General features: G+C 68.7%; 19 protein-coding genes. 13 read left to right on the top strand and 6 right to left on the bottom strand.

What is annotated here, in order from left to right; translation table 11 throughout:
- Positions 1-109 precede the first annotated feature (109 nt).
- Both BLA15945_RS22720 and BLA15945_RS22715 read right to left on the bottom strand, forming a co-directional pair.
- Complete coding sequence (locus tag BLA15945_RS22720; protein ID WP_174993429.1) at positions 110-1,618, bottom strand: class I adenylate-forming enzyme family protein; 1,509 nt, start codon at positions 1,616-1,618, stop codon at positions 110-112.
- Between the two features lie 33 nt (positions 1,619-1,651).
- Positions 1,652-3,304: an acyl-CoA dehydrogenase family protein gene (locus BLA15945_RS22715; RefSeq protein WP_174993428.1), complete on the bottom strand. Its 1,653-nt coding sequence runs from the start codon at positions 3,302-3,304 to the stop codon at positions 1,652-1,654.
- Between the two features lie 120 nt (positions 3,305-3,424).
- Here BLA15945_RS22715 and BLA15945_RS22710 point away from each other — a divergent pair, with 120 nt between their 5' ends.
- The 4 genes from BLA15945_RS22710 (at position 3,425) to BLA15945_RS22695 (ending at position 7,751) form a co-directional block, all read left to right on the top strand.
- The gene (locus BLA15945_RS22710) at positions 3,425-4,093 is read left to right on the top strand and encodes a TetR/AcrR family transcriptional regulator (RefSeq protein ID WP_059232786.1); all 669 of its coding nucleotides are present in this window, start codon (positions 3,425-3,427) and stop codon (positions 4,091-4,093) included.
- Positions 4,094-4,304: 211 nt separating this feature from the next.
- Positions 4,305-5,459 (top strand): pyridoxal phosphate-dependent aminotransferase, encoded by a 1,155-nt coding sequence (locus BLA15945_RS22705; RefSeq protein ID WP_174993427.1) that lies wholly within the window; start codon positions 4,305-4,307, stop codon positions 5,457-5,459.
- Between the two features lie 61 nt (positions 5,460-5,520).
- Complete coding sequence (locus tag BLA15945_RS22700; protein ID WP_059232784.1) at positions 5,521-6,309, top strand: ABC transporter substrate-binding protein; 789 nt, start codon at positions 5,521-5,523, stop codon at positions 6,307-6,309.
- Positions 6,310-6,320: 11 nt separating this feature from the next.
- Positions 6,321-7,751 (top strand): FAD-binding oxidoreductase, encoded by a 1,431-nt coding sequence (locus BLA15945_RS22695; protein ID WP_174993426.1) that lies wholly within the window; start codon positions 6,321-6,323, stop codon positions 7,749-7,751.
- Positions 7,752-7,796: 45 nt separating this feature from the next.
- Here the strand turns inward: BLA15945_RS22695 and BLA15945_RS22690 are convergent, their stop codons facing one another.
- Positions 7,797-8,369, bottom strand: a complete 573-nt coding sequence (locus tag BLA15945_RS22690) for a PadR family transcriptional regulator (protein WP_174993425.1) — start codon at positions 8,367-8,369, stop codon at positions 7,797-7,799.
- Between the two features lie 68 nt (positions 8,370-8,437).
- The gene (gene cadR, locus BLA15945_RS22685; RefSeq protein ID WP_011546785.1) at positions 8,438-8,869 is read right to left on the bottom strand and encodes a Cd(II)/Pb(II)-responsive transcriptional regulator; all 432 of its coding nucleotides are present in this window, start codon (positions 8,867-8,869) and stop codon (positions 8,438-8,440) included.
- An 81-nt stretch (positions 8,870-8,950) separates the two neighbouring features.
- On the opposite strand from cadR, the gene BLA15945_RS22680 reads away from it, so the two are divergent.
- Both BLA15945_RS22680 and BLA15945_RS22675 read left to right on the top strand, forming a co-directional pair.
- The gene (locus tag BLA15945_RS22680) at positions 8,951-11,533 is read left to right on the top strand and encodes a heavy metal translocating P-type ATPase (protein ID WP_174993424.1); all 2,583 of its coding nucleotides are present in this window, start codon (positions 8,951-8,953) and stop codon (positions 11,531-11,533) included.
- 10 nt (positions 11,534-11,543) lie between these two features.
- Positions 11,544-11,918, top strand: coding sequence for a zinc ribbon domain-containing protein (locus tag BLA15945_RS22675; protein ID WP_174993423.1), 375 nt, complete (start codon positions 11,544-11,546; stop codon positions 11,916-11,918).
- 100 nt (positions 11,919-12,018) lie between these two features.
- Here BLA15945_RS22675 and BLA15945_RS22670 read toward each other — a convergent pair whose 3' ends face one another.
- Positions 12,019-12,897: an AraC family transcriptional regulator gene (locus BLA15945_RS22670; RefSeq protein ID WP_059232779.1), complete on the bottom strand. Its 879-nt coding sequence runs from the start codon at positions 12,895-12,897 to the stop codon at positions 12,019-12,021.
- A 276-nt stretch (positions 12,898-13,173) separates the two neighbouring features.
- Here BLA15945_RS22670 and BLA15945_RS22665 point away from each other — a divergent pair, with 276 nt between their 5' ends.
- The 4 genes from BLA15945_RS22665 to eutC all read left to right on the top strand — a co-directional run bounded on the left by BLA15945_RS22665 (position 13,174) and on the right by eutC (position 18,535).
- Positions 13,174-14,637, top strand: a complete 1,464-nt coding sequence (locus BLA15945_RS22665) for a mechanosensitive ion channel (RefSeq protein ID WP_059232778.1) — start codon at positions 13,174-13,176, stop codon at positions 14,635-14,637.
- 186 nt (positions 14,638-14,823) lie between these two features.
- A complete protein-coding gene (gene eat, locus BLA15945_RS22660; RefSeq protein ID WP_174993422.1) occupies positions 14,824-16,236 on the top strand; it encodes an ethanolamine permease in 1,413 nt (470 codons plus the stop codon).
- 113 nt (positions 16,237-16,349) lie between these two features.
- The gene (locus BLA15945_RS22655) at positions 16,350-17,747 is read left to right on the top strand and encodes an ethanolamine ammonia-lyase subunit EutB (RefSeq protein ID WP_059236533.1); all 1,398 of its coding nucleotides are present in this window, start codon (positions 16,350-16,352) and stop codon (positions 17,745-17,747) included.
- Complete coding sequence (gene eutC, locus BLA15945_RS22650; RefSeq protein WP_059232776.1) at positions 17,744-18,535, top strand: ethanolamine ammonia-lyase subunit EutC; 792 nt, start codon at positions 17,744-17,746, stop codon at positions 18,533-18,535. The genes BLA15945_RS22655 and eutC overlap by 4 nt, the downstream gene beginning before the upstream one ends.
- Here eutC and BLA15945_RS22645 read toward each other — a convergent pair whose 3' ends face one another.
- Positions 18,536-19,420: a LysR family transcriptional regulator gene (locus BLA15945_RS22645; RefSeq protein ID WP_059236531.1), complete on the bottom strand. Its 885-nt coding sequence runs from the start codon at positions 19,418-19,420 to the stop codon at positions 18,536-18,538.
- A 155-nt stretch (positions 19,421-19,575) separates the two neighbouring features.
- On the opposite strand from BLA15945_RS22645, the gene BLA15945_RS22640 reads away from it, so the two are divergent.
- From BLA15945_RS22640 to exaC, 3 genes are all read left to right on the top strand, one after another.
- On the top strand, positions 19,576-21,126 hold the full coding sequence (locus BLA15945_RS22640; protein WP_059232775.1) for an MFS transporter: 1,551 nt from the start codon (positions 19,576-19,578) through the stop codon (positions 21,124-21,126).
- Between the two features lie 216 nt (positions 21,127-21,342).
- The gene (locus BLA15945_RS22635) at positions 21,343-21,813 is read left to right on the top strand and encodes a hypothetical protein (RefSeq protein ID WP_174993421.1); all 471 of its coding nucleotides are present in this window, start codon (positions 21,343-21,345) and stop codon (positions 21,811-21,813) included.
- Positions 21,814-22,027: 214 nt separating this feature from the next.
- Positions 22,028-23,554 carry an acetaldehyde dehydrogenase ExaC gene (gene exaC, locus BLA15945_RS22630; protein WP_174993420.1) on the top strand — a complete coding sequence of 509 codons (1,527 nt, stop codon included), beginning with the start codon at positions 22,028-22,030 and terminating at the stop codon, positions 23,552-23,554.
- Positions 23,555-23,687: the final 133 nt, after the last annotated feature.

Below are 23,687 nucleotides of genomic sequence, written 5' to 3'. Positions count from 1 at the left end.
GTGATGTTTTGACGCGCGGGCGGCGGCGAAGGTCGCTGCCCGGTCGCTCATGACAAAAAGCCACCGGGCCGTTGAGGCCGGGTGGCTTTTTCATTGGCGTGTGCAGGCGTCAATCCCGGCGCACGCGCAGCAGGAATTTCTGCAGCTTGCCGGTCGGCGTGCGCGGCAGCGCCTGCGCGAACGTGAACTCGCGCGGGACCTTGTACGCAGCGAGCCGCTCGCCGCAGAACGCGCGCAGCGCATCCGCGTCGGGCGTCGCGTTCGCGCGCAGCACGACGTGCGCGACGACCGTTTCGCCCCAGTCGGGATGCGGGGCGCCGACGACGGCCGCCTCGGCGATGTCCGGGTGCGCGCCGAGCACGTCCTCCACTTCCTTCGAATAGACGTTCTCGCCGCCCGTGACGATCATGTCCTTCAGCCGGTCGACGATGAACAGATAGCCATCCTGATCGATCCGCGCGATGTCGCCGGTGCGATACCAGCCGTCCGGCGCGAACGCGGCGTGCGTCGCGGCCGCGTCGTCGAGATAGCCGAGCATCATGCAGTCGGTCTTCAGCCAGATCTCGCCGGTCTCGCCCGGCCGCGCATCGGCGCCGTCCATCCGCACGACGCGCAGGTCGACGCCCGGGCCGCCCTGGCGGCCGATCGAGCCGGCCTTCGCGATCTGCTCGTCCGGATACAGCGTCGTGCCGGCCGGGCCCGTTTCGGTCATCCCGTACACCTGGAAGAACGCGTGGCTGCGATACGCATGTGCGAGCCGTTCGGCCTGCGCGGCGCCGATCGGCCCGCCGCCGTACAGCCACGCGCGCACGCTCGACAGGTCGAACGCCGCGAAGCCGTCGATCGTGTCGAGCGGCAGCGTGTACGACACCGGCGCGCCGAAATACATCGTCACGCGCTCGCGCTCGATGGCCTGCAGGAAGCGCAGCGGATGGTATTCGCGCAGCAGCACGACGGTGCCGCCCGCGAACAGCGTGCCGCCGAACCAGTTGTTCAGCGGCGACGAATGCCAGATCGGCATCGCCATCAGCGTGCGCTCGTTGCGGCCGATGCCGGTCGCGAGCGCCGCCTGCATCGCCGCGAGCGTCACGGTGCGATGACTGTGCACGCAGCCTTTCGGGCGGCCGGTCGTGCCGGACGTGTAGAGGATCTGCGCGATGTCGCCGTCGGCCGGCTCGATGCCCGCGAGGCCGTCCCGCGTCGCGCACATCGTGTCGAAGTTCGGCACGCCGTCGAGCTCGCCCTCGGTCACGATCCGCCGCGCCGGATGCACGAGGCGCTCGACCACCGGCGCGAGCGCCACGTCGAACAGCAGTGCCTTGCTGCGGCTGTGTTCGAGCACGTAGTCGACTTCCGGCGCCTGCAGCTTGTGGTTGATCGGCACGAACGCCGCGCCGAGCCGCCAGGCGCCGAACATCAGGTCGACGAAGGCCGGCGTGTTGAAGCACATCGCGGCGACGCGGTCGCCGGCCGCGACGCCGAGCGCGCTCAGCACGGCCGCCGCGCGGTGCGAGCGCTCGCGTGCGGCGGCATACGTGATCGTCGCGGATTCGCTGACGAGGAACGGCTTGTCGGGCGTCGCACGGGCGGCGCGGTCGAGGGCGGCGACGAGGTTCATCGAGGCTCCGGGCAGGACGGGGGGCGGCGCCGATCAGGCCGGGTACGCGCGCTGCAGCAGCGCGGCGACGTCGATCGCATGCGGGTCGAAGCCGCCCGCAACGCGGCCCCAGTCGGGCGCGGCGAGCCGCGTCGCGACGAACGCGTCGGCGACGGCCGCCGGTGCATCGCGGCGCAGCAGGCAGGCCTGCGCGACGAGCGCGAGCCGCTGCGCGAACACGCGGCCCGATGCTTCGAGCGTGTCGGCCGGCGCCGCGAGCATCGCGCGCAGCGCGTCGAGCGCCGCACGGATGCGCGGCTCGCCCGCGCCGAGGCCGGCGAGTTCGTCGAACAGCGCGGCGGCCGCGTCGGGCTCGCGCGATATCGCGCGCAGCACGTCGAGGCACATCACGTTGCCCGAGCCTTCCCAGATCGAGTTGACGGGCGCTTCGCGGAACAGCCGCGCGATCGGGCCGTCGTCGACGTAGCCGTTGCCGCCGAATACTTCCATCACCTCGCCGGTCAGCTCGACCGCGCGCTTGCAGACCCAGAATTTCGCGGCGGGCGTGACGATCCGCTTCCATGCGCGTTCGCGCGGCGAGTCGTCGCGTTCGAACGCGTCGGCGAGGCGCATCGCGAGCGACAGCGCGGCTTCGCTTTCGAGCGCGAGATCGGCGAGCACGGTGCGCATCAGCGGCTGTTCGGCGAGCGCGCGGCCGAACGCGTGGCGCTGGCGCGTGTACGCGATCGCCTGCACGACGCCCTGGCGCAGCATCGCCGCGCTGCCGAGCACGCAGTTCAGCCGCGTGTAGGTGGCCATCTCGATGATGGTCGGAATGCCGCGGCCTTCGTCGCCGAGCATGATGCCCCACGCGTCGTTCAGCTCGATTTCGCTGCTGGAGTTGCTGCGGTTGCCGACCTTGTTCTTCAGCCGCTGGATCTCGACCGCGTTCTTCGTGCCGTCGGGCCGCCAGCGCGGCACGTAGAAGCACGACGGGCCGCCGGCTTCGGTGCGTGCGACGACGAGGTGCGCGTCGCACATCGGCGCGGAGAAGAACCACTTGTGGCCGCGCAGCCGGTATTCGCCGCCGCGCCCGCCCGCGCCGACCGGCGTGGCGAGCGTCGTGTTCGCGCGCACGTCGGAGCCGCCCTGTTTCTCGGTCATCCCCATGCCGAACCAGATCGCGCGCTTGCCGGCGACCGGGACATCGCGGGGATCGTAATCGTCGCTGTAGAGCTTGTCGCGCAGCAGGTCCCACAGTGCCGGCTCCTTCTGCAGCACGGGGATCGCGGCCTGCGTCATCGTGGCCGGGCACAGCGTGCCGGCCTCGATCTGGCCATGCAGGTAGAAGCCCGCGGCGGTCGCGGCCCAGCGGCCGCGGCGAGACTCGCGGAACGCGAGCGACACGAAGCCTTCGTGGCGATACTGGCCGAGCAGCGCGTGCCATGCGGGGTGGAAGTCGACGCGGTCGATGCGCCGGCCGCGCCGGTCGAACGTGTTCAGTTCCGGCGGATGGTGGTTCGCTTCGTCGGCGAGCCGCGCGGTGTCGGCGCTGCCGAGCCGCGCGCCGTACGCGTCGAGCTGCGGCACGGCCCAGTCGGCGCCTGCCCGGGCGAGCGCGTCGCGCAGCGCGAGATCCGTCGCGAAGAGGTTATAGTCGACGAGTTCGTCGAACTGGTTCGCGACGGCGTGAGTCGATTCGGTCATCGAGCGTGTCTCCGGTCTCAGGCTTCGCGGGCAGCCGGCGCCATGCCGTACGGACGGCGCGTCGGCGCGGGTTCCGGCGCCCGGTAAAACGTATTCCCTGCTGATTTCAGAGTAGCAAATATGCCGCCGCGACATGTTCAGGTTCCGGCGCCGCCCGGCCAGCCGGCGGCGCAACCCGCGCCCGCCTTGCGCCGCCGGCCGCGCCAGTCGCGCGCGCAGGCGAGTTCCGACGCGCTGCAGCAGGCCTTCGTTCAGCTTTTGCTCGAACGCGGCTATGCAAAGGCGACGATCCGCGAGATCGCGGCCGTCGCGGGCGTCAGCATCGGCACCTTCTACGAGTATTTCGGCGACAAGCAGAGCCTTGCCGCGCTCTGCATCCACCGCCGCGTGCTGGCGCTGGCCGACCGGCTGCGCGACACGGTGCAGCGGTTGCGCGGCGTGCCGCGGGCCGAACTGGCCGCCGCGCTCGTCGATCTGCAGGTCGACGCGATCGCCGCCGACGCGGCGCTGTGGGGCGCGCTGTTCGTGCTGGAGCGGCAGGTGTCGCCGCTGGCCGCGTATCGCCGGCATTACGACGCGTATGTCGCGCTGTGGCGCGACGCGCTGGCCCATACGGCCGATCCGCCGCCGGCCGGGCGGCTCGACGGGCTCGCACGCATGGCTCACGCGATCTGCTACGGCGGCCTGTCGCAGGCGTTGCTGACGCTCGGGCCTGCGCTCGATTTCGCCGCGCAACGCCGCGAACTGCGGGCCGTGCTGCTCGCGTACCTGGCAGCGGCGGATGCGTAGCATTCCGTAGGGGAAATGCCTGATTCGCATGTCAGGCCCGTCGGTCTGCGTTGCCGCTGCGTGCTTCTCTCCTTGAGCCATGAGAAAAATGCATGGCCGCCATGACGAACTTTCGATTGTCCGCCGATATTGGCTGGGGCTAAATCATGCGGCAGATGCAGGGCCCCACACGCCGCGCGGCCCCGCCCGAAGGACATCAGAAGGAGGAGTCATGCGAAGCGCCACCGCGCCCCGTTCGAAACTGCCCGACGTCGGCACGACGATCTTCACGGTGATCGGCCAGCTGGCCGCTCAACACGATGCGTTGAACCTGTCGCAGGGCGCGCCGAATTTCGCGCCCGATCCGGCGCTCGTCGAAGGCGTCGCGCGCGCGATGCGCGACGGGCACAACCAGTACGCGCCGATGGCGGGCGTCATGGCGCTGCGCGAGCGGCTCGCCGAGAAGACGGAAGCGCTGTACGGCGCACGCTATGACCCCGCGACCGAAATCACGGTGATCGCGAGCGCGAGCGAAGGGCTGTACGCGGCAATCAGCGCGCTCGTGCATCCGGGCGACGAGGTGATCCATTTCGAGCCGTCGTTCGACAGCTATGCGCCGATCGTGCGGCTGCAGGGCGCGACGCCGGTCGCGATCAAGCTGTCGCCCGGGCATTTCCGCGTGAACTGGGATGAGGTCGCCGCCGCGATCACGCCGCGCACGCGGATGATCATCGTCAACACGCCGCACAACCCGACCGCGACGGTGTTCTCGGCCGACGATCTCGAGCGGCTCGCGCAGCTCACGCGCGACACGGGCATCGTCGTGCTGTCCGACGAGGTCTACGAGCACGTCGTGTTCGACGGCGCGCGGCACCAGAGCGTCGCGCGCCACCGCGAGCTGGCCGAGCGCAGCGTGATCGTGTCGTCGTTCGGCAAGTCGTTCCACGTGACCGGCTGGCGGGTCGGCCATTGCCTCGCGCCGGCCGAACTGATGGACGAGATTCGCAAGGTGCACCAGTTCATGGTGTTCTCGGCCGACACGCCGATGCAGTTCGCGTTCGCGGAGATCCTCGCGCGGCCGGACAGCTATCTCGGCCTGTCGGCGTTCTACCAGGCCAAGCGCGACCTGCTCGCGCGCGAGCTGGCCGATTCGCGTTTCGAGCTGCTGCCGAGCGAAGGCTCGTTCTTCATGCTCGCGCGTTTCCGCCACTTCTCGGACGAAAGCGACAGCGATTTCGTGCTGCGCCTGATCCGCGACGCGCGGGTCGCGACGATTCCGCTGTCGGCGTTCTATACCGACGGCACCGACGCCGGCGTGATCCGGCTCAGTTTTTCGAAGGACGACGCGACGCTGGTCGAAGGCGCGCGGCGGCTGCGTTCGCTGTAAGAAACCGGCGACGGGCACCCGGCGACGGGCATGTCGCATCGACCAGTCACAGGAGATCACGATGAAGCACACGGCCACCCTGAAACTCGCGTTTGCGCTCGCATGCGCAATCGGCTCCGGCGCCGCGCTCGCCGATACGCAGACGCTGCGTTTCGGCCTCGAAGCGCAATACCCGCCGTTCGAATCGAAAGCGCCGAACGGCGACCTGCAAGGCTTCGACATCGACGTCGGCAATGCCGTCTGCCGGACGGCGAAGTTGTCGTGCAAATGGGTCGAGACGTCGTTCGACGGGCTGATTCCCGCGCTGAAGGGCCGCAAGTTCGACGCGATCAACTCGGCGATGAACGCGACCGAGCAGCGGCGCCAGGCGATCGACTTTACGACGATCGTCTATCGCGTGCCGACCCAGCTGATCGCGCGCACCGGCAGCGGCCTGCTGCCGACGCCCGAATCGCTGAAGGGCAAGCGCGTCGGCGTGCTGCAGGCGTCGATCCAGGAAACCTTCGCGAAGGCGCACTGGGAACCGGCCGGCGTCGCGATCGTCGCGTACCAGGACCAGAACCAGGCGTATGCGGACCTTGTAGCGGGCCGCCTCGACGCGACGCTCGTGCTCGCACCGTCCGGCCAGCGCGGCTTCCTGTCGCGCCCGGACGGCAAGGGCTTCTCGTTCGTCGGCCAGCCGGTGCACGACGACAAGATCCTCGGCAGCGGCATCGCATTCGGCCTGCGCAAGGGCGACGACGCGCTGAAGGCGAAGCTCGACGCGGCGATCGACAAGCTGAAGGCGGACGGCACGGTGAAGTCGCTCGGCCTGAAGTATTTCGGCGATATCGACATTTCGACGAAGTAAGCGGGGCCGCGATGCAGAACCGGGAGACGGTTGCCGCGGGCGGCGAGGCGCGCGGCGATGCGCAGCCGGGCGAGGCGCTCGACGCCGTGCTCGTTGCCGAACTGGGCGACGCGCTCGTCACCCGTGCCGCCGACATCGATCCGCGGTACTTCACCGCGTACAACGAGCCGGCCGGCGTGCGGCCGCGTGCGCTGGTGCGCCCGCGCAGCGTCGACGACGTGTCGCGCACGCTCGCGCTGTGCGCGCGGCTCGGGCAGCCGGTCGTGCCGCAGGGCGGGCTGACGGGGCTCGCGCGTGGCGCAGTCGCGCTCGGCGGCGAGGTCGTGCTGTCGATGGAGCGCTTGGCCGGTATCGAAGCGATCGACGCGGCGGCCGGCACGATGACCGTGCGCGCGGGGACGCCGCTGCAGACGGTGCAGGAAGCCGCGGAAGCGGCGGGGTTCACGTTCGGCGTCGATCTCGGCGCGCGCGGCTCGTGCCAGATCGGCGGCATGCTCGCGACCAATGCGGGCGGCACGCGCGCGATCCGCTACGGGATGATGCGCGAGCAGGTGCTCGGGCTCGAGGCGGTGCTCGCGGACGGCACGGTCGTGTCGTCGATGAACCGGATGCTGAAGAACAACGCGGGCTACGACCTGAAGCAGTTGTTCATCGGCAGCGAGGGGACGCTCGGCGTCGTCACGCGCGCGGTGTTGCGGCTGCATCCGCTGCTCGCCGCGCCGGCCACGGCGCTCTGCCGCGTGCGCGACTACGGCGCGGTGGTCGCGCTGTGGAACCGCGTGCGCACGCTGCCGGAAGTCGTCAGTTTCGAGGCGATGTGGCCGGCGTTCTACGACTACGTCGCGCGTCATACGCCGGGTGTCTCGGCGCCGTTTGTCGGCGAGGAGGGTTTCGCGGTACTGATCGAATGCGCGACGAGCGCACCGGGCGGCGACGCGCACCAGGCGCTGGAAACCGGTCTCGCGGCGGGGTTCGACGCAGGGCTCGTGGACGACGCGGTGCTCGCGGCATCGGAGCGGCAGGCGCGCGACCTGTGGACGCTGCGCGAAGGTCTCGCGATCGATGCGCTGCCGCATCTCGTCAACTTCGACGTGAGTTTGCCGACCGGCGAACTCGGCGCGTTCGCCGAACGCTGCGAGGCGGCGTTGCGGGCGCGCTGGCCGGACGTCACGTGCCTGTTCTTCGGCCATGTCGGCGACGGCAACGTGCATATCGGCGTGTCGCTGGCCGGGATGACCGACGCGGACCTCGATGCGCTCGATCACGGCGTGTACGCGGTGGTGCGCGACATGGGCGGCTCGGTGTCCGCCGAGCACGGGATCGGCGTGCTCAAGCGTCCTTATCTCGCGCATACGCGCAGCGACGCGGAAATCGGGCTGATGCGGCGCCTGAAGGCCGCGCTGGACCCGCGCGGCATTCTCAATCCCGGCAAGGTGCTTTGACAGCGCCGATTCCCGTGACGTGCGGGAATCGACCTGCCTGATGCTTCAGCCGTCCACCCAGCGCAGCGCGCCGATCTTCAGGTGTTCGACGACGCTGCGTGCCCAATCCAGCTCCGCATTGAGCAGCACCAGCGCATGTTCGTTCTGCAGCAGGAACAGGCGCGGCACCTGGTCGGCCTGCGCGGTGGCGCGCAGCGCTTCCAGCCGTTCGCGTTCGGCGTCGAGCCGCGCAATCCGCAGTTCGAGCTGGTGACGGGCATCTTCGGCGTCGAGCAGCGGCAGGAACGCGAGACCGGCGCCGAACACCGGGAATTCACGTGCGGGCTCCGCGAGCAGCGCATGCAGCCACGCCTGCCCCGCCGTATGCCCGGCTTCGGTCAGCGCATACAGCGTGCGCTCCGGAAACGCGCCGTCGCGCTCGGTGTCGTGCACGGCGATCATCCCGTCGCGCAGCAGCCGGTCGATCGTCTGGTAGAGGCTCGTGCGCTGCCGCACGTTGACGACTTCGTCGTATCCGCGGGCCTTCAGTTGCTGCAACATCCCATACGGATGCATGGGCGTTTCGGTGAGCGTCGCGAGGACGGCCAGCGCAAGCGGGGACGGGCGGCTCGTAGGCATGAATAGTTAGAATATATCTAGTAAGAATATAACTATTCTCAATCAGGCTATCTTATTTCACAAGGGTTTCAGCCGAGGTGCGAACGCTTCGCGGCCGGTGCGACGGTTTCCATCGTCGCGAGACCGTGCACGATTCCGCAATCCTCGACCGAATGCTCGCCGACGCACTGGCGGCGCAATTCGGTGAGCTGGTCGCGCAGATGCGTGAGTTCCGCCAGGCGCGCATCGACGTGTCCGATGTGATCGTCGAGCAGCGAATTGATCGAATCGCAGCGGTCGGCCGGCGTGTCGGTGAGCTGCAGCAACGCGCGGATTTCGTCGTGCGCCATGTCAAGCGCGCGGCAGTTGCGGATGAAGCGCAGCCGTTCGACGTGCACGTCGGTGTAGTTGCGGTAGTTCGAGTCGGTGCGCTCCGCATCCGGCATCAGACCCTCTTTCTCGTAGAAACGGATCGTCTCGGGGGTGCAGCGGGCCGCTTTGGCCAGTTCGCCGATCTTCATGCCTTTCTCCCGTGTAAGGGTTGACCTTGTAGTGGCTTCAGGGTGTTAACTCTACACCGTCAAGCCACAAAGGAGGTTGTCATGACCGACGCCAAGCGTACCCACGACCCACGACACCGTCATGCCGGCGGCGCCGATGCGTGCTGCGCCGACCCGCGCGACACGCAGACGGCGACCGTTGCCGACGCGGCGCCGGCGGCCGGCGAGCGCGCGCACGGCGAGGCTGCATCGCGCGGCCGCGACCATGATCACGATCATTCGCACGACGACGGGCATCGGCACGGCGCGACGGGCGCGCACGATCATGCGGCGCACGACGAAGCGGGTCACGATCGTTCACCCGGCGATGCGCATGTACACGGCGCGGCGTGCTCGCACGACCACGCCGCGCACGACCATGCCGGTCACGACCACGACCACGACCACGACCACGACCACGACCACGACCACGCGGCCGGCGACTGCTGCGCGCCTGCCGCGCTGACGCTCGCGCCGCTGCCGGTCGCGCAGGCGACCGCGTCGGGTCACGTGCGCTCGGCGTTCCGGATCATGCAGATGGACTGCCCGACCGAGGAAACGCTGATCCGCAAGAAGCTCGGCGGGATGAACGAAGTGTCGGCGCTCGAATTCAACCTGATGCAGCGGATGCTGACCGTCGAGCACGTGCCCGGCGCGCAGCCGGCGATCGAAAGCGTGATCCGCACGCTCGGGATGACGCCCGAGGCCGCGACGGCCGGCGCATCGGCGGCGCGCGTCGCGGACGCGCCCGCGAAGCCGTGGTGGCCGCTGGCGCTCGCCGGCGTCGCCGCGATCGCGTCCGAAGGGGCGACGTGGGCCGGGCTGCCGGTGTGGCTGTCGGCGGCGCTCGCGCTCGCCGCGGTGCTCGCATGCGGGCTCACCACGTACAAGAAGGGCTGGATCGCGATCCGCAACGGCAACCTGAACATCAACGCGCTGATGAGCATCGCGGTGACGGGCGCGATGGCGATCGGCCAGTGGCCGGAAGCCGCGATGGTGATGGTGCTGTTCACGATCGCCGAATTGATCGAAGCGAAGTCGCTCGACCGCGCGCGCAATGCGATCCAGGGCCTGATGCAGCTCGCGCCGGATACCGCGACCGTGCAGGACGCGGACGGCTCGTGGCGCACGATCGAGGCCGCGCAGGTCGCGCTCGGCGCGGTCGTCCGCGTGAAGCCGGGCGAACGGATCGGGCTGGACGGCGAAGTCGTCGCGGGCCGCTCGACGGTCAACCAGGCGCCGATCACCGGCGAGAGCCTGCCCGTCGAAAAGACGGCCGGCGACGCCGTGTATGCGGGCACGATCAACGAATCGGGCTCGTTCGAATATCGCGTGACGGCCGTCGCGGCGAACTCGACGCTCGCGCGGATCATCCACGCGGTCGAGGAAGCACAAGGTGCGAAGGCGCCGACGCAGCGCTTCGTCGACCAGTTCGCGCGCGTGTACACGCCGATCGTGTTCGCGGTCGCCTTGCTGGTCGCGGTGGTGCCGCCGGTCGTGATGGGCGGCGCATGGCACGACTGGATCTATCGCGCGCTGGTGCTGCTCGTGATCGCATGCCCGTGTGCGCTGGTGATCTCGACGCCGGTGACGATCGTGTCGGGTCTCGCGGCCGCGGCGCGGCGCGGGATTCTGGTGAAGGGCGGCGTCTACCTGGAAGAAGGGCGCAAGCTTGCCTGGCTCGCACTCGACAAGACCGGCACGATCACGCACGGCAAGCCGGTGCAGACCGACTTCGACGTGCATGCGGACGGCGCCGATGCGGCACGCGTGCGGCATCTCGGCGCGAGCCTCGCGGCGCGCTCCGATCACCCGGTGTCGCAGGCGATTGCTGCCGCGTCCCGCGATGCCGGCACGACGGCATTCGCCGATGTGCAGGACTTCGAAGCGATCGTCGGGCGCGGCGTGCGCGGCACGATCGACGGCACGCGCTACTGGCTCGGCAACCACCGGCTCGTCGAGGAGCTCGAGCGCTGCTCGACGGCGCTCGAAGCGAAGCTCGACGCGCTGGAGCGGCAGGGCAAGAGCGTCGTGGTGCTGGTCGACGAAGCGCGCGTGCTGGGCATCTTCGCGGTGGCCGACACGATCAAGGACACGAGCCGTGAAGCGATCGCCGATCTGCACGCGCTCGGCATCCGCACCGCGATGCTGACGGGCGACAACCCGCATACCGCGCAGGCGATCGCGAAGCAGGCCGGCATCGACGACGCACGCGGCAACCAGTTGCCGGAAGACAAGCTCGCGGCGGTCGAGGAGCTGTTGGCCGGCGGCGCGGGCGCGGTCGGGATGGTCGGCGACGGGATCAACGATGCCCCGGCGCTTGCGCGTGCCGACATCGGTTTCGCGATGGGCGCGATGGGCACCGACACGGCGATCGAGACGGCCGACGTCGCGCTGATGGACGACGACCTGCGCAAGATTCCCGCGTTCGTGCGGCTGTCGCGTGCGACGCACCGCGTGCTGGTGCAGAACATCGGCTTCGCGCTCGGCGTGAAGGTCGTGTTCCTCGGCCTCACGGTCGCGGGGCTCGGCACGATGTGGATGGCAGTCTTCGCCGACGCGGGCGCGAGCCTGATCGTCGTGGCCAACGGCTTGCGGCTGCTGTCGTCCTCCGGGGCGTTCGGCGGTGCACAGGCCAAGCGTTGAGGAGCGGGCGATGAGCTTTCTGAAACGGATCCTGGGCGGCCACGGCGGTGGCCATGGCAGCGGGCACGGCAGCGGCGGTAGCGGTAGCCACGGCGGCGGGCATCACGGCGGGCAGCGCCGCGACGCGCACGGCGGCCACGACGCACGCGGCCGCGATCGCTACGGCTGGGGCTGGCAGGCGCCGGCCGACGCCAGTGCCGGGCACGGCGGCAACGTGCCGCTGAGCCAGCTTGCGTGCGCGGGCTGCGGCGCGCTCAATGCGGCCGATGCGCGCTTCTGCGCGCAGTGCGGCGCGGCGCAACGCAGCCGGGCCTGCAGCCGTTGCCACACGGCGCTGGCGGCCGACGCGCGCTTCTGTCCCGGGTGCGGGACGCAGGCGGCGTAACAGGCATGCCGCTCATTCGCGCCGGCCGGGCATGACCATCGGCCGGGCATGACCATCGGCCGGCGCGTGTCGTTTCACGGCCGGCGCACCGGCTCGTCGCTCAGCGCAGCGGCAGGTGAATCTCGGTGCGCAGGTCGGCCGGCGCCGTGTCCATCGGCGTATTGAGGTACAGCTCGAACGGCGGCGCGTCCGCCGCTTCGCGGCCCGAGTGGCGCAGCCAGTCGCCGTAGAGCCACTGGTAGGCCGTCTTCAGGTCCGCATACGGCCCCGTATGCAGCAGCACGGCGTACTCGCCGCCCGCCACCGACGCGCGCTCCACCGGCGGCACGGGTTCGACGTCCGGCGCGCCGTCGGCCGGCATGAAGCAGGCTTTCGCGCGCAACTGCGCTTCGGGCGTGGTGTCCGGATCGTCGTAAAAAATGCCGATCATCTTCGCGCCCGGGCCGATCAGCCCATGCTGCCCGACCCACGCGCCGATCCGCCCGAACGCATCGCCGACCTTCATGTACGCGCCGGTATGCGCGACCGCGTAGCCGCTCAGTTCCGGCAGGCGCCGGATCTCGACCTCATGCTTGAACATGTCTTCCTCTCCTCGCTGCAGTGGATAAACCGGCCGGTGCGTGCCCGTGCGCCGGTGCTGCGCGGGCGGCACGCCATAAGCATCGCGAAACGCCCGCGCGAACGCGTGCGTCGAACCGTAACCCGCACGCCGCGCGATCTCGTCGATCGGCCGCGCCGTGCACACGAGATCCTCGGACGCGCGCACGATCCGCATCCGCCGCACCGTCAACACGATCGACTCGCCGTACAGCGCGCGGTAGACGCGCTGCCAGTGATACGGCGACAGGCACGCGACTTCGGCGAGCCGGTTCAGGTCGAGCGGGCCGTCGAGATGCGCGCGGATGTATTCGTGAACGCGCGCCACGCTCGCCGCATAGCGGACCCACGCGGGTTTGTCGGGTTTCGTTTCGGCTGTCATCGACGTGTCCGGGCAAGAACCGACGCCACGGTAGCACGGCCCGAATGAACAAATCTTGCGGAAATACGTAGCCGCCATAAATCCGTCCCTTTTTTATATTGCTGAAATGGGGTCTTGTCCCTCAGCGATCAATGACTAAAGTTAAAGACGGTGAAATCGGGTGATCGCGTCATTTTTCTCGGGTAAGTTGCTCGGACGGGGCAGCACGCTTTTCGAAGTACGCAGGTAGTTCGTCGATGTTCAATCGCAACACCACGTTTTTCGGGAGAAGAAGAAATGGATGCTTCCAGCTTCATCACGTCGCTGCAGACCACGCTAGGCGGATACTTGCCCAAGATCGCCGGCGCGATCGGCATCCTGGTGATCGGCTGGCTGATCGCCGTGGCGGTGCGGGCCGGTGCGCTGCGCCTGCTCAACGCGCTGAAGGTCGATCAGCGGATCACCGACAGTACCGGCCAGGGCGCCTGCGTCGAGCGCATCATCGCCGGCGGCCTGTTCTGGCTCGTGCTGCTCGTCACCGCGGTGGGCATCTTCAACGTGCTCAACCTGTATGCGGTCTCCAATCCGTTCTCGCTGCTCGTCACGCACATCGTCAACTACCTGCCGAACCTGATCGGCGGCGCGGCGCTGACGCTGATCGCGTGGCTGATCGCGTCGCTGCTGCGCAGCCTCGCGAACCGCGCGCTGAAGGCCAGCAAGATCGACGACAAGCTGTCCGAAGGCGCCGGCATGCAGCCGATGAGCGGCTATCTCGGCGACGTGCTGTTCTGGCTCGTGATCCTGATGTTCCTGCCGGCGATCCTCGCGTCGTTCGCGCTGTCGGGCCTGCTGTCGCCGGTGCAGGGGATGGTCGACAAGCTGCTCGCGATCGTGCCGAACCTGTTCGCGGCCGCGGTGATCGGCTTCGTCGGCTGGGTCGTCGCACGCGTGCTGCGCGGCCTCGTGACGAACCTGCTGATCGCCGCCGGCGCCGACCGCCTCACGCAGGGCATCGACAGCCCGACGCCCGTGCGCGTGTCGAGCCTGGTCGGCACGATCGTCTACGTGTTCGTGTTCGTGCCGACGCTGATCTCCGCGCTCGACGCGCTGAAGATCGACGCGATCTCGATTCCGGCGACCAACATGCTGAACCAGTTCCTCGGCGCGGTGCCGGACATCTTCGCGGCGATCGTGATCGTGCTCGTCACGTTCTATTTCGCGCGCTTCGTCGCGTCGCTCGCGCAGAAGCTGCTGGAAGCCGCCGGCGCCGACGGGCTGCCGGCCGTGCTCGGCGTCGAGCGCGTGTTCTCGGGCATCCTGCAGCCGTCGGTGCTGGTCGCGCGGTTGATCGTGTTTTTCGCGATGCTGTTCGCGTCGGTCGAAGCCGCGAACCGGCTCGGCTTCTCGCAGGTGCGTGACGTCGTCACGCTGTTCATCGAGTTCGGCGGCCACGTGCTGATGGGCGGCGTGATCCTCGTGATCGGCGTGTGGCTCGCGGGCCTGGCGCGCCGCGTGATCGAGCAGGCCGATCGCGAGCACAGCGTGCTGTTCGCGCGGATCGCGCAATTCGCGATCCTCGGCCTCGTGTTCGCGATGGGGCTGCGCGCGATGGGCATCGCGAACGAGATCGTCCAGCTCGCGTTCGGCCTCGTGCTCGGCGCGATCGCGGTGGCCGTCGCACTGTCGTTCGGCCTCGGCGGCCGTGAAGCGGCCGGCAAGCTGCTCGACCGCTGGTTCAACCAGCGCGGCGGCAGCCAGTAAGTGCCGCCGATCCGGCCGCTTCGTGCGGCCGGATCGCCGTCGCAACGAACGCGGCCGGCGTTTTCGCAAGCGAAACGTCAGCCGCGATCTTTGCCGAATTTCGATAACACGTCGTTTAATGACTCTCTAGCATCGATTCTCAGTCGCGCTGGCCGGCAGGCCCGGCGCCTTTGAGGAGAGAGTCCGATGAAAGCAGAGTCGAATGGCCGGCCCGCCGCCGGCGCCAAGTCGTCCGGCCAGCCCGCGCTGCAGCAGACGCTCGGGACCTGGCAACTGTGGGGCATCGCGGTCGGCCTCGTGATTTCCGGCGAATACTTCGGCTGGAGCTACGGCTGGGCGAGTGCCGGTACGCTGGGCTTCGTCGTCACCGCGCTGTTCGTCGCGGCGATGTACACGACCTTCATCTTCAGTTTCACCGAGCTGACGACGTCGATCCCGCACGCGGGCGGCCCGTTCGCGTATGCGCGCCGAGCGTTCGGCCCGACCGGCGGCTATCTCGCCGGCGCCGCGACGCTCGTCGAGTTCGTGTTCGCACCCCCCGCGATCGCGCTGGCGATCGGTGCGTACCTGCACGTGCAGTTCCCGGGCCTCGAGCCGAAGCATGCGGCGATGGGCGCGTATCTCGTGTTCATGGCGCTGAACATCGTCGGCGTGCAGATCGCGGCAACCTTCGAGCTCGTCGTCACGCTGTTCGCGATCTTCGAGCTGCTGGTGTTCATGGGCGTCGTGTCGCCGGGCTTCGCGTGGAGCAACTTCATGAAGGGTGGCTGGTCGGGCGCCGATCATTTCAGCGTGGGCGCGTTCCACGGGATGTTCGCGGCGATCCCGTTCGCGATCTGGTTCTTCCTCGCGATCGAAGGCGTCGCGATGGCCGCCGAGGAAGCGAAGAACCCGAAGCGCTCGATTCCGATCGCGTACGTGGCCGGGATCCTGACCCTCGTTGCGCTCGCGATCGGCGTGATGGTGTTCGCCGGCGGCGCTGGCGACTGGACCAAGCTCGCGAACATCAACGATCCGCTGCCGCAGGCAATGAAGTACATCGTCGGCGCGAACAGCGGCTGGATGCACATGCTCGTGTGGCTCGGGCTGTTCGGGCTCGTCGCGTCGTTCCACGGGATCATCCTCGGTTATTCGCGACAGATCTTCGCGCTGGCCCGCGAAGGCTACCTGCCCGAATGGCTCGCGAAGGTGCATCCGCGTTTCAAGACGCCTTACCGCGCGATCATCGCGGGCGGCGTGGTCGGCATCGCGGCGATCTACAGCGACGAGCTGATCCAGTTCGGCGGGCAGACGCTGACCGCGAATATCGTGACGATGTCGGTATTCGGTGCGATCGTGATGTATATCGTGAGCATGGCGTCGCTGTTCAAGCTGCGCCGCTCGCAGCCGAACATGGCGCGGCCGTTCCGCGCGCCGCTGTACCCGGTTTTCCCGGCCTTCGCGATCCTGGCGGCGTTCATCTGTCTCGGTACGATGGTGTACTTCAACGGGCTGGTCGCGCTGGTGTTCGTCGGCTTCCTCGCGCTCGGCTACGCGTACTTCCTCGCGACGCGTTCGCAGCGCGCGAGTGCGCCCGGCGACGCGCTGCTGGAGGAGTGAGCGGGGTGAAGGTGAAGGTGAAAGTGGCAGGCCGTTTCTGACGGCATCCGGCGCGCCCCGTCGAACGGGCGCGCCGTCGGCTTTTGGTTTGGATGGGCAAGGAGGCTCGCACGATGTCCTATACGGAGACGATCGGTCCGCGCACGTACCGCTTCGCGGACCTGAAGACGCTGCTCGCGAAGGCGAGCCCGCTGCGTTCCGGCGACCAGCTCGCCGGTGTCGCGGCGGCGAGCGAGGAGGAGCGCGTGGCCGCGAAGATCGCGCTCGCGGGCGTGCCGCTGAAGGCGTTCCTGAACGAAGCGGTGATCCCGTACGAAGACGACGAGGTCACGCGCCTGATCATCGACGATCACGACGCGCAGGCGTTCGCGGAAATCTCGCACCTCACCGTCGGCGATTTCCGCAACTGGCTGCTGTCGCCCGCGGCCGACGGCGCGGCGCTCGAACGGATCGCGCCGGGCCTCACGCCCGAGATGGTCGCGGCCGTGTCGAAGCTGATGCGCAACCAGGACCTGATCGCGGCCGCCCGCAAGCGCCGTGTCGTCACGCGCTTTCGCAACACGGTCGGGCTCGCCGGCCGGATGTCGGTGCGGCTGCAGCCGAACCACCCGACCGACGACGTGAAGGGCATCGCCGCATCGATGCTCGACGGGCTGATGTACGGCTGCGGCGACGCGATGATCGGCATCAACCCGGCCACCGACAGCCTCGCGGCGATTGTGAAACTGCTCGCGATGATCGACGGGTTCCGCGAACGCTACGGCGTGCCGACGCAGTCGTGCGTGCTCACGCACGTGACCAACACGATCGCGGCGATCGAGAAGGGCGCGCCGGTCGACCTCGTGTTCCAGTCGATCGCGGGCACCGAGAAGGCGAACGCGAGCTTCGGGATCTCGCTCGCGCTGCTCGGCGAGGCGCACGAGGCGGCGTTGTCGCTGCGGCGCGGCACCGTCGGCAACAATCTCATGTACTTCGAGACGGGCCAGGGCAGCGCGCTGTCGGCGAACGCGCACTTCGGCGTCGACCAGCAGACCTGCGAAGTGCGCGCGTATGCGGTCGCGCGCAAGTTCGAGCCGTTCCTCGTGAACACGGTGGTCGGCTTCATCGGCCCCGAATATCTTTACGACGGCAAGCAGATCATCCGCGCGGGGCTCGAGGATCACTTCTGCGGGAAGCTGCTCGGCGTGCCGATGGGCTGCGACATCTGCTACACGAACCATGCGGAAGCCGACCAGGACGACATGGACACGCTGCTGACGCTGCTCGGTGCGGCCGGCATCAACTTCATCATGGGGATCCCGGGCGCGGACGACGTGATGCTGAACTACCAGAGCACGTCGTTCCACGACCAGCTCTACGTGCGCGAGGTGCTCGGGTTGCGCCGCGCACCGGAATTCGAGGAGTGGCTGGAGACGATGGAGATCGCCGACGCGCATGGCGCGCTGCGCGCGGCGACGTCGCGCGTGCCGCTGCTCGCAGGCGCGAACGACTGGATGGGGATTTCGGCATGAGCGACGCCGTCGAAAAGAACCCGTGGGCGCAGCTGAAGTCGTTCACGAATGCGCGGATCGCGCTCGGTCGCGCAGGCAACAGCCTGCCGACCGCGCCGCTGCTCGCGTTCAACCTGTCGCATGCGCAGGCGCGCGATGCGGTACACCAGCCGCTCGATAGCGACGCGCTGCGACGCGCGCTCGATGCGGCCGGTTTCGCGACGCTCGGCGTGCAGAGCGCGGCGCCCGACCGTCAGCATTACCTGCGCCGGCCCGATCTCGGCCGCAAGCTGTCCGACGAAGGGCGTGCGCTGCTGGCCGGCCACGGTGCGGCGCTCGACGATGCGCCCGACGTCGTGTTCGTGGTTGGCGACGGGCTGTCGGCGTTCGCGGCCGCGAAGCAGGCATTGCCGTTGCTGCAGGCCGTGCGGCCGCGGCTCGACGCGGACGGCTGGCGGATCGGCCCGGTGGTGGTGGCGACGCAGGCGCGCGTCGCGCTCGGCGACGAGATCGGCGAGCTGCTGCGCGCGAAGGTCGTCGCGATGCTGATCGGCGAACGGCCGGGGCTCAGCTCGCCGGACAGCCTTGGCGTGTACCTGACGTGGGCGCCGAAGGTCGGCTGTCACGACGCGCTGCGCAACTGCATCTCGAACGTGCGGCCCGAAGGGCTGCCGCACGCGGCCGCCGCGCACAAGCTGCATTACCTGATGACGCATGCGCGCAGGCTTCAGCTGACGGGCGTCGGGCTGAAGGACGACAGCGATGCGTTGCTGCCGCCGGCGGAAGCGGAGCGGATCGGGACGACGTGATTACCTGAACAGCCGTTCGCACAGGAAATCGACGAACACGCGCAGCTTCGGCGACAGCTGCCGGCTCGACGGCCACACGATCGAGAACTGCCCCGGCGCGATCCGGTAATCGTCGAGCACGGTGACGAGCGCGCCCTGTTCGAGCGCGTCGCGCGCGAGGAAGTCGGGCATGTAGCCGATGCCGAGCCCCGCGAGCACGGTGCCGCGCAGCGCCTCCATGTTGTTGCAGGTCATCGCGGTGCGCAGCTTCAGCGGTGTGCCGTCGTCGGCTGCGAGCGCCCAGTCCTGCAGCTTGCCGGTGGTCGGGAAGCAGTAGCGCACGCAGTCGTGCGCTTCGAGATCGTGCGGCGTGCGCGGCGTGCCGGCCTGCGCGAGATAGGCGGGCGTTGCACACAGCACGAACGCGAACGGGCCGAGCCGCCGCGACATCAGGCTCGAATCGGTCAGCGGCCCGCTGCGGATCACCGCGTCGAACCCGCCTTCGACGACGTCGACCATCCGGTCGTTGAAATCGAGATCGAGCTCGACGTCCGGATAGCGCTGCCGGAATTCGGGCAGTACCGGCAGCAGGAAGCGGTAGCCGATCACCGGCAGGCTCACGCGCAGCTTGCCGCGCGGGCGCTGCGCCGACGCCGTCACGGTCGCTTCCGCATCGCGGAAATCCTCGAGGATCCGCTGGCAGCGTTCGTAAAAGTGCCGGCCCTCTTCGGTGAGCGTGACGCGTCGCGTCGTGCGGTTGAACAGGCGCACGCCGAGCGACTGTTCGAGCTTCGCGATCGTCTTGCCGACCGCCGACGCCGAGATGCCGAGCGCGCGGCCGGCCGCGACGAAGCTCAGCGCGTCGGCGGTGCGGACGAAGGCGACGATGCCGGACAGGTTTTCCATCGAATCGAAGAACGTGCGCCGACGCACGCGATTGAGTCAATTGCGGAATTTTAGTCCGTTATATGCGGAAATTTGCGTGGTTTTTCGCGAATTGAATCGGATTTATCTTCTGTCGCTCTGACGGTGCATCCGCGCCGGCTTTTCGAGGAGCGATGATGGATCACCCCGTTTCAGCCGTTTCAGCCCGGTCGGCACGCCGGCGTGCATGGGTGCTGGCCGCCGTGTGCATGGCCGCCGTCGCACTGCCGCTGTCGTTTTCGGGCGGCGCGGTCGCGACGCCGGCGATCGGCCGCGACCTGCACGGCAGCCCGGTCGCGATGAACTGGATCACCAACGCGTTCATGCTCGCGTTCGGCAGTTTCCTGATGGCATCGGGCGCGCTCGCCGATCAGTTCGGCCGCAAGCGCCTGTTCGCGATCGGCGTCGGCGGTTTCACGCTGATGTCGGTCGCGCTTGCGTTCGCGCCGTCGATGCTCGCGGTCGACCTGCTGCGCGCCGCGCAAGGACTCGCGGCGGCCGCGGCGCTCGCCGGCGGCACGGCCGCGCTCGCGCAGGAGTTCGACGGCGCGGCGCGTACGCGTGCGTTCAGCCTGCTCGGCACGACCTTCGGCATCGGGCTCGCGTTCGGGCCCGTGCTCGCCGGCGGCCTGATCGGGCACTACGGCTGGCGTGCGATCTTCGTGACGAGCGCGGTGGCCGGCGTGCTGTCGCTGGTGGTCGGGCTGCCGCGCATGCACGAGTCGCGCGACCCGCATGCGACGGGGCTCGACTGGCCCGGCACGGCCGCGTTCACCACCGCGCTGACGCTGTTCACGTTCGGCGTGATCGAGGCGCCCGCGCGCGGCTGGTCGAGTGCGCTCGTGATCGTGCTGCTGGCCGGCGCCGCGCTGGGCGCGGGCGCATTCGTGATGATCGAGACGCGCGTCGCGCGGCCGATGCTCGACCTGTCGCTGTTCCGCATCGCGCGCTTCGTCGGCGTGCAGGTGCTGCCGGTGTCGACCTGCTGCTGCTACATCGTGCTGCTCGTCGTGCTGCCGCTGCGCTTCATCGGCATCGACGGCTTCAGCGAGATCGACGCCGGCTGGCTGATGCTCGCGATTTCCGCGCCGATGCTGGTCGTGCCGTTCGTCGCGGCGACGCTCACGCGCGGGCTGTCGGCCGGCGTGATTTCCGCCGTCGGGCTCGTGATCGCGGCGGCGGGGCTCGTGTGGCTGAGCGTCGCATTGCGCGGCGGCGCGGGGCCCGCGGCGATCGCGCCGATGCTTGCGATCGGCGTCGGCGCCGGCATGCCGTGGGGGCTGATGGACGGGCTGTCGGTGAGCGTCGTGCCGAAGGAGCGCGCCGGGATGGCGACCGGCATCTTCAGCACGACGCGGGTGGCGGGTGAGGGCATCGCGCTCGCGATCGCCGGCGCGGTGCTCGCGACGCTCGCGCAGGCGGGGCTGCGCGCAGCGTCCGTGGCGGGCGCGACGCCAGAGGCTATCGTCCGTGCGTCCGCCCGGCTCGCGACCGGCGACCTTGGCGGCGCCGCCGCGGTGTGGCCGCAGGCCGGGCGCGCGGTGTTGCAGCAAAGCTACGCGCAGGCGTTCGACCATCTGCTGATCGGGCTGGCCGTCGTCACGTTGCTGTGCGCGGCAGTCGTGTTCGTGTTTCTCGGCGGGCGGCGTGGCGTGGAGTCCGGCGATGCATGCGCGCGGCGAGCCTGACTGACGGGCCGCTGCTCGCGAGCCGACGCGTCGTGCCGGCACCGGCGGCGCGTCGCGTCGCTCGACCGTTGCGCATCGTCGCATTCGCAACTTTCGCTTGATTTTCCTGCATCTGCTCCGAAACTCTAAGACGACCGCGCCACGTACACATCGATCTTTCGGTGAAGGGGATACGCAGCGTCTCGAAGCGCCGTAGAAAGCCACAGGAGAATCGGAATGAATGAGCAAGTCAGTGACGACGTCGTTCAAAACACCATCAACTTTGCGATTTTTCGTGCCGGAGGAGGCGAGGGGGACATCGTGGAGCAGGTGCGCCGCGCATTTCGATCGTTGCAGTTGCTCCGTCGTACGGACAGCCCGAATGACATCAATCTCGCCGCCGCCGAGCACTACATGTACGCCCGGTTCCTGGCGGGGGCGACGGGCGACCCGTTGGTCAAGGCAACGCCGGCGCTTTACGGGGCGAAGAAACGGGTCTATTTCGCGCTCGGCATTCAGGACAGGATGGCGACCAGCGCTGGCAATCCCGTGTTGGCCCCGAACAGGTCGGTCGAACGTTGGGGACTCAAGGGGGCAACGGACGGTTTGCGCGACTACTCGACCGTCAACGACGGACAACGCGCCAACCGTTTCGGCGCGTCGCTCAGCTCGTTGAGCGGGGAAGCATTGCGATACAAGCGAGGCTGATGCGCCACGTGCCGCACGCCGCTGTCCCGAATTGGCACAGCATGACGCGTGCGAACCGCTCAGGGTGTTCCGAATCTGCGCATTCGCCGGGATGGCGCGCGCGCGGCGCGTGCGTGGGCGAGGCCGTGCAAGATGGCACGCATGTTGCGTAAACGGGTGCAGCGCATTCCAACCGGCGCTGTACTCACACAAGCACGATGAACAGGAGACATGTATGAACCCGTTTGACCTGAAGCAACTGGGCCTCGACGTCGAATACCCGTACCGTCAGCAGTACGACAACTACATCGGCGGCAAGTGGGTGGCGCCGGTGAAGGGCGAGTATTTCGAGAACGTGTCGCCGATCAACGGTCAGCCGTTCTGTCGCGTGCCGCGCTCGGGCGCCGACGACATCGAGCTGGCGCTCGACGCCGCGCATGCCGCGCGCCGCAAGTGGGGCAAGACGTCCGTGGCCGAGCGTGCGAACCTGCTGCTCGCCGCCGCCGAGCGGATGGAAAAGAACCTGAAGCTGCTGGCCGTGGCCGAGACGATCGACAACGGCAAGCCGCTGCGCGAGACGATGGCAGCCGACCTGCCGCTCGCGATCGACCACTTCCGCTACTTCGCGGGCTGCATCCGCGCGCAGGAAGGCGGTATCTCCGAAATCGACGACAACACCGTCGCGTATCACTTCCACGAGCCGCTCGGCGTGGTCGGCCAGATCATCCCGTGGAACTTCCCGCTGCTGATGGCCGCATGGAAGCTCGCACCGGCGCTCGCGGCCGGCTGCTGCGTCGTGATGAAGCCGGCCGAGCAGACGCCCGCGTCGGTGCTGGTGCTGATGGAGCTGATCGGCGACCTGTTCCCGGCCGGCACGATCAACATCGTGAACGGCTTCGGCAAGGAAGCGGGCGAGGCGCTCGCGACCAGCAAGCGGATCGCGAAGATCGCGTTCACGGGCTCGACGCCGGTCGGCAAGCACATCCTGCGCGCGGCGGCCGACAGCCTGATCCCGTCGACGGTCGAGCTGGGCGGCAAGAGCCCGAACATCTTCTTCGCCGACGTGCTCGACCAGGACGACGCGTTCCTCGACAAGGCGCTCGAAGGGCTCGCGATGTTCGCGCTGAACCAGGGCGAAGTGTGCACGTGCCCGTCGCGGATCCTGATCCAGGAATCGATCTACGAACGTTTCATCGAGAAGGCCGTCGCGCGGGTCGAACGCATCAAGGCCGGCCACCCGCTCGACCTGCAGACGATGATCGGCGCGCAGGCGTCGCAGCAGCAGCTCGACAAGATCCTGTCGTACATCGACATCGGCCGCGGCGAAGGCGCGCAATGCCTGACGGGCGGCGAGCGCACGGCGCCGGCTGCCGAACTCGGCACGGGCTACTACGTGAAGCCGACGATGCTGCTCGGCAACAACAAGATGCGCGTGTTCCAGGAAGAGATCTTCGGGCCGGTCGCGTCGGTGATGACGTTCAAGGACGAGGCGGACGCGATCGAACTCGCGAACGATACGTTCTACGGGCTCGGCGCAGGCGTGTGGACGCGCAACGGCACGCGTGCGTACCGGATGGGCCGCGAGGTCGAGGCCGGCCGCGTGTGGACCAACTGCTACCACCTGTACCCCGCGCACGCGGCGTTCGGCGGCTACAAGCAGTCGGGGATCGGCCGCGAGACGCACAAGATGGCGCTGTCGAACTATCAGCAGACGAAGTGCCTGCTGGTCAGCTACCAGGCCGAGGCGCTCGGGTTCTTCTGATAGCCGACGCGGGGGCGAAGCGCCGGGGCCGGTGGGGCCCGGCATTTCGCCCCGTTCGATTTCGACATTCGACGCAGGCTGCGCTTGTTGCAGCCTGCGCCGGAAACGATACCGGCAGCCGCGTGCGCGCGGC

This window comes from Burkholderia arboris, from assembly GCF_902499125.1.
Lineage (GTDB): Bacteria > Pseudomonadota > Gammaproteobacteria > Burkholderiales > Burkholderiaceae > Burkholderia > Burkholderia arboris.
Note: the sequence above shows the minus strand (reverse complement) of the source record. Positions and strands in the feature narration are given on the sequence as shown.

Coding starts and splice junctions, on each gene's coding strand:
- BLA15945_RS22720 (WP_174993429.1), bottom strand. CDS start 1,618: ATGAACCTCGTCGCCGCCCTCGACCGCGCCGCCCGTGCGACGCCCGAC.
- BLA15945_RS22715 (WP_174993428.1), bottom strand. CDS start 3,304: ATGACCGAATCGACTCACGCCGTCGCGAACCAGTTCGACGAACTCGTC.
- BLA15945_RS22710 (WP_059232786.1), top strand. CDS start 3,425: ATGCCGCCGCGACATGTTCAGGTTCCGGCGCCGCCCGGCCAGCCGGCG.
- BLA15945_RS22705 (WP_174993427.1), top strand. CDS start 4,305: ATGCGAAGCGCCACCGCGCCCCGTTCGAAACTGCCCGACGTCGGCACG.
- BLA15945_RS22700 (WP_059232784.1), top strand. CDS start 5,521: ATGAAGCACACGGCCACCCTGAAACTCGCGTTTGCGCTCGCATGCGCA.
- BLA15945_RS22695 (WP_174993426.1), top strand. CDS start 6,321: ATGCAGAACCGGGAGACGGTTGCCGCGGGCGGCGAGGCGCGCGGCGAT.
- BLA15945_RS22690 (WP_174993425.1), bottom strand. CDS start 8,369: ATGCCTACGAGCCGCCCGTCCCCGCTTGCGCTGGCCGTCCTCGCGACG.
- cadR (WP_011546785.1), bottom strand. CDS start 8,869: ATGAAGATCGGCGAACTGGCCAAAGCGGCCCGCTGCACCCCCGAGACG.
- BLA15945_RS22680 (WP_174993424.1), top strand. CDS start 8,951: ATGACCGACGCCAAGCGTACCCACGACCCACGACACCGTCATGCCGGC.
- BLA15945_RS22675 (WP_174993423.1), top strand. CDS start 11,544: ATGAGCTTTCTGAAACGGATCCTGGGCGGCCACGGCGGTGGCCATGGC.
- BLA15945_RS22670 (WP_059232779.1), bottom strand. CDS start 12,897: ATGACAGCCGAAACGAAACCCGACAAACCCGCGTGGGTCCGCTATGCG.
- BLA15945_RS22665 (WP_059232778.1), top strand. CDS start 13,174: ATGGATGCTTCCAGCTTCATCACGTCGCTGCAGACCACGCTAGGCGGA.
- eat (WP_174993422.1), top strand. CDS start 14,824: ATGAAAGCAGAGTCGAATGGCCGGCCCGCCGCCGGCGCCAAGTCGTCC.
- BLA15945_RS22655 (WP_059236533.1), top strand. CDS start 16,350: ATGTCCTATACGGAGACGATCGGTCCGCGCACGTACCGCTTCGCGGAC.
- eutC (WP_059232776.1), top strand. CDS start 17,744: ATGAGCGACGCCGTCGAAAAGAACCCGTGGGCGCAGCTGAAGTCGTTC.
- BLA15945_RS22645 (WP_059236531.1), bottom strand. CDS start 19,420: ATGGAAAACCTGTCCGGCATCGTCGCCTTCGTCCGCACCGCCGACGCG.
- BLA15945_RS22640 (WP_059232775.1), top strand. CDS start 19,576: ATGGATCACCCCGTTTCAGCCGTTTCAGCCCGGTCGGCACGCCGGCGT.
- BLA15945_RS22635 (WP_174993421.1), top strand. CDS start 21,343: ATGAATGAGCAAGTCAGTGACGACGTCGTTCAAAACACCATCAACTTT.
- exaC (WP_174993420.1), top strand. CDS start 22,028: ATGAACCCGTTTGACCTGAAGCAACTGGGCCTCGACGTCGAATACCCG.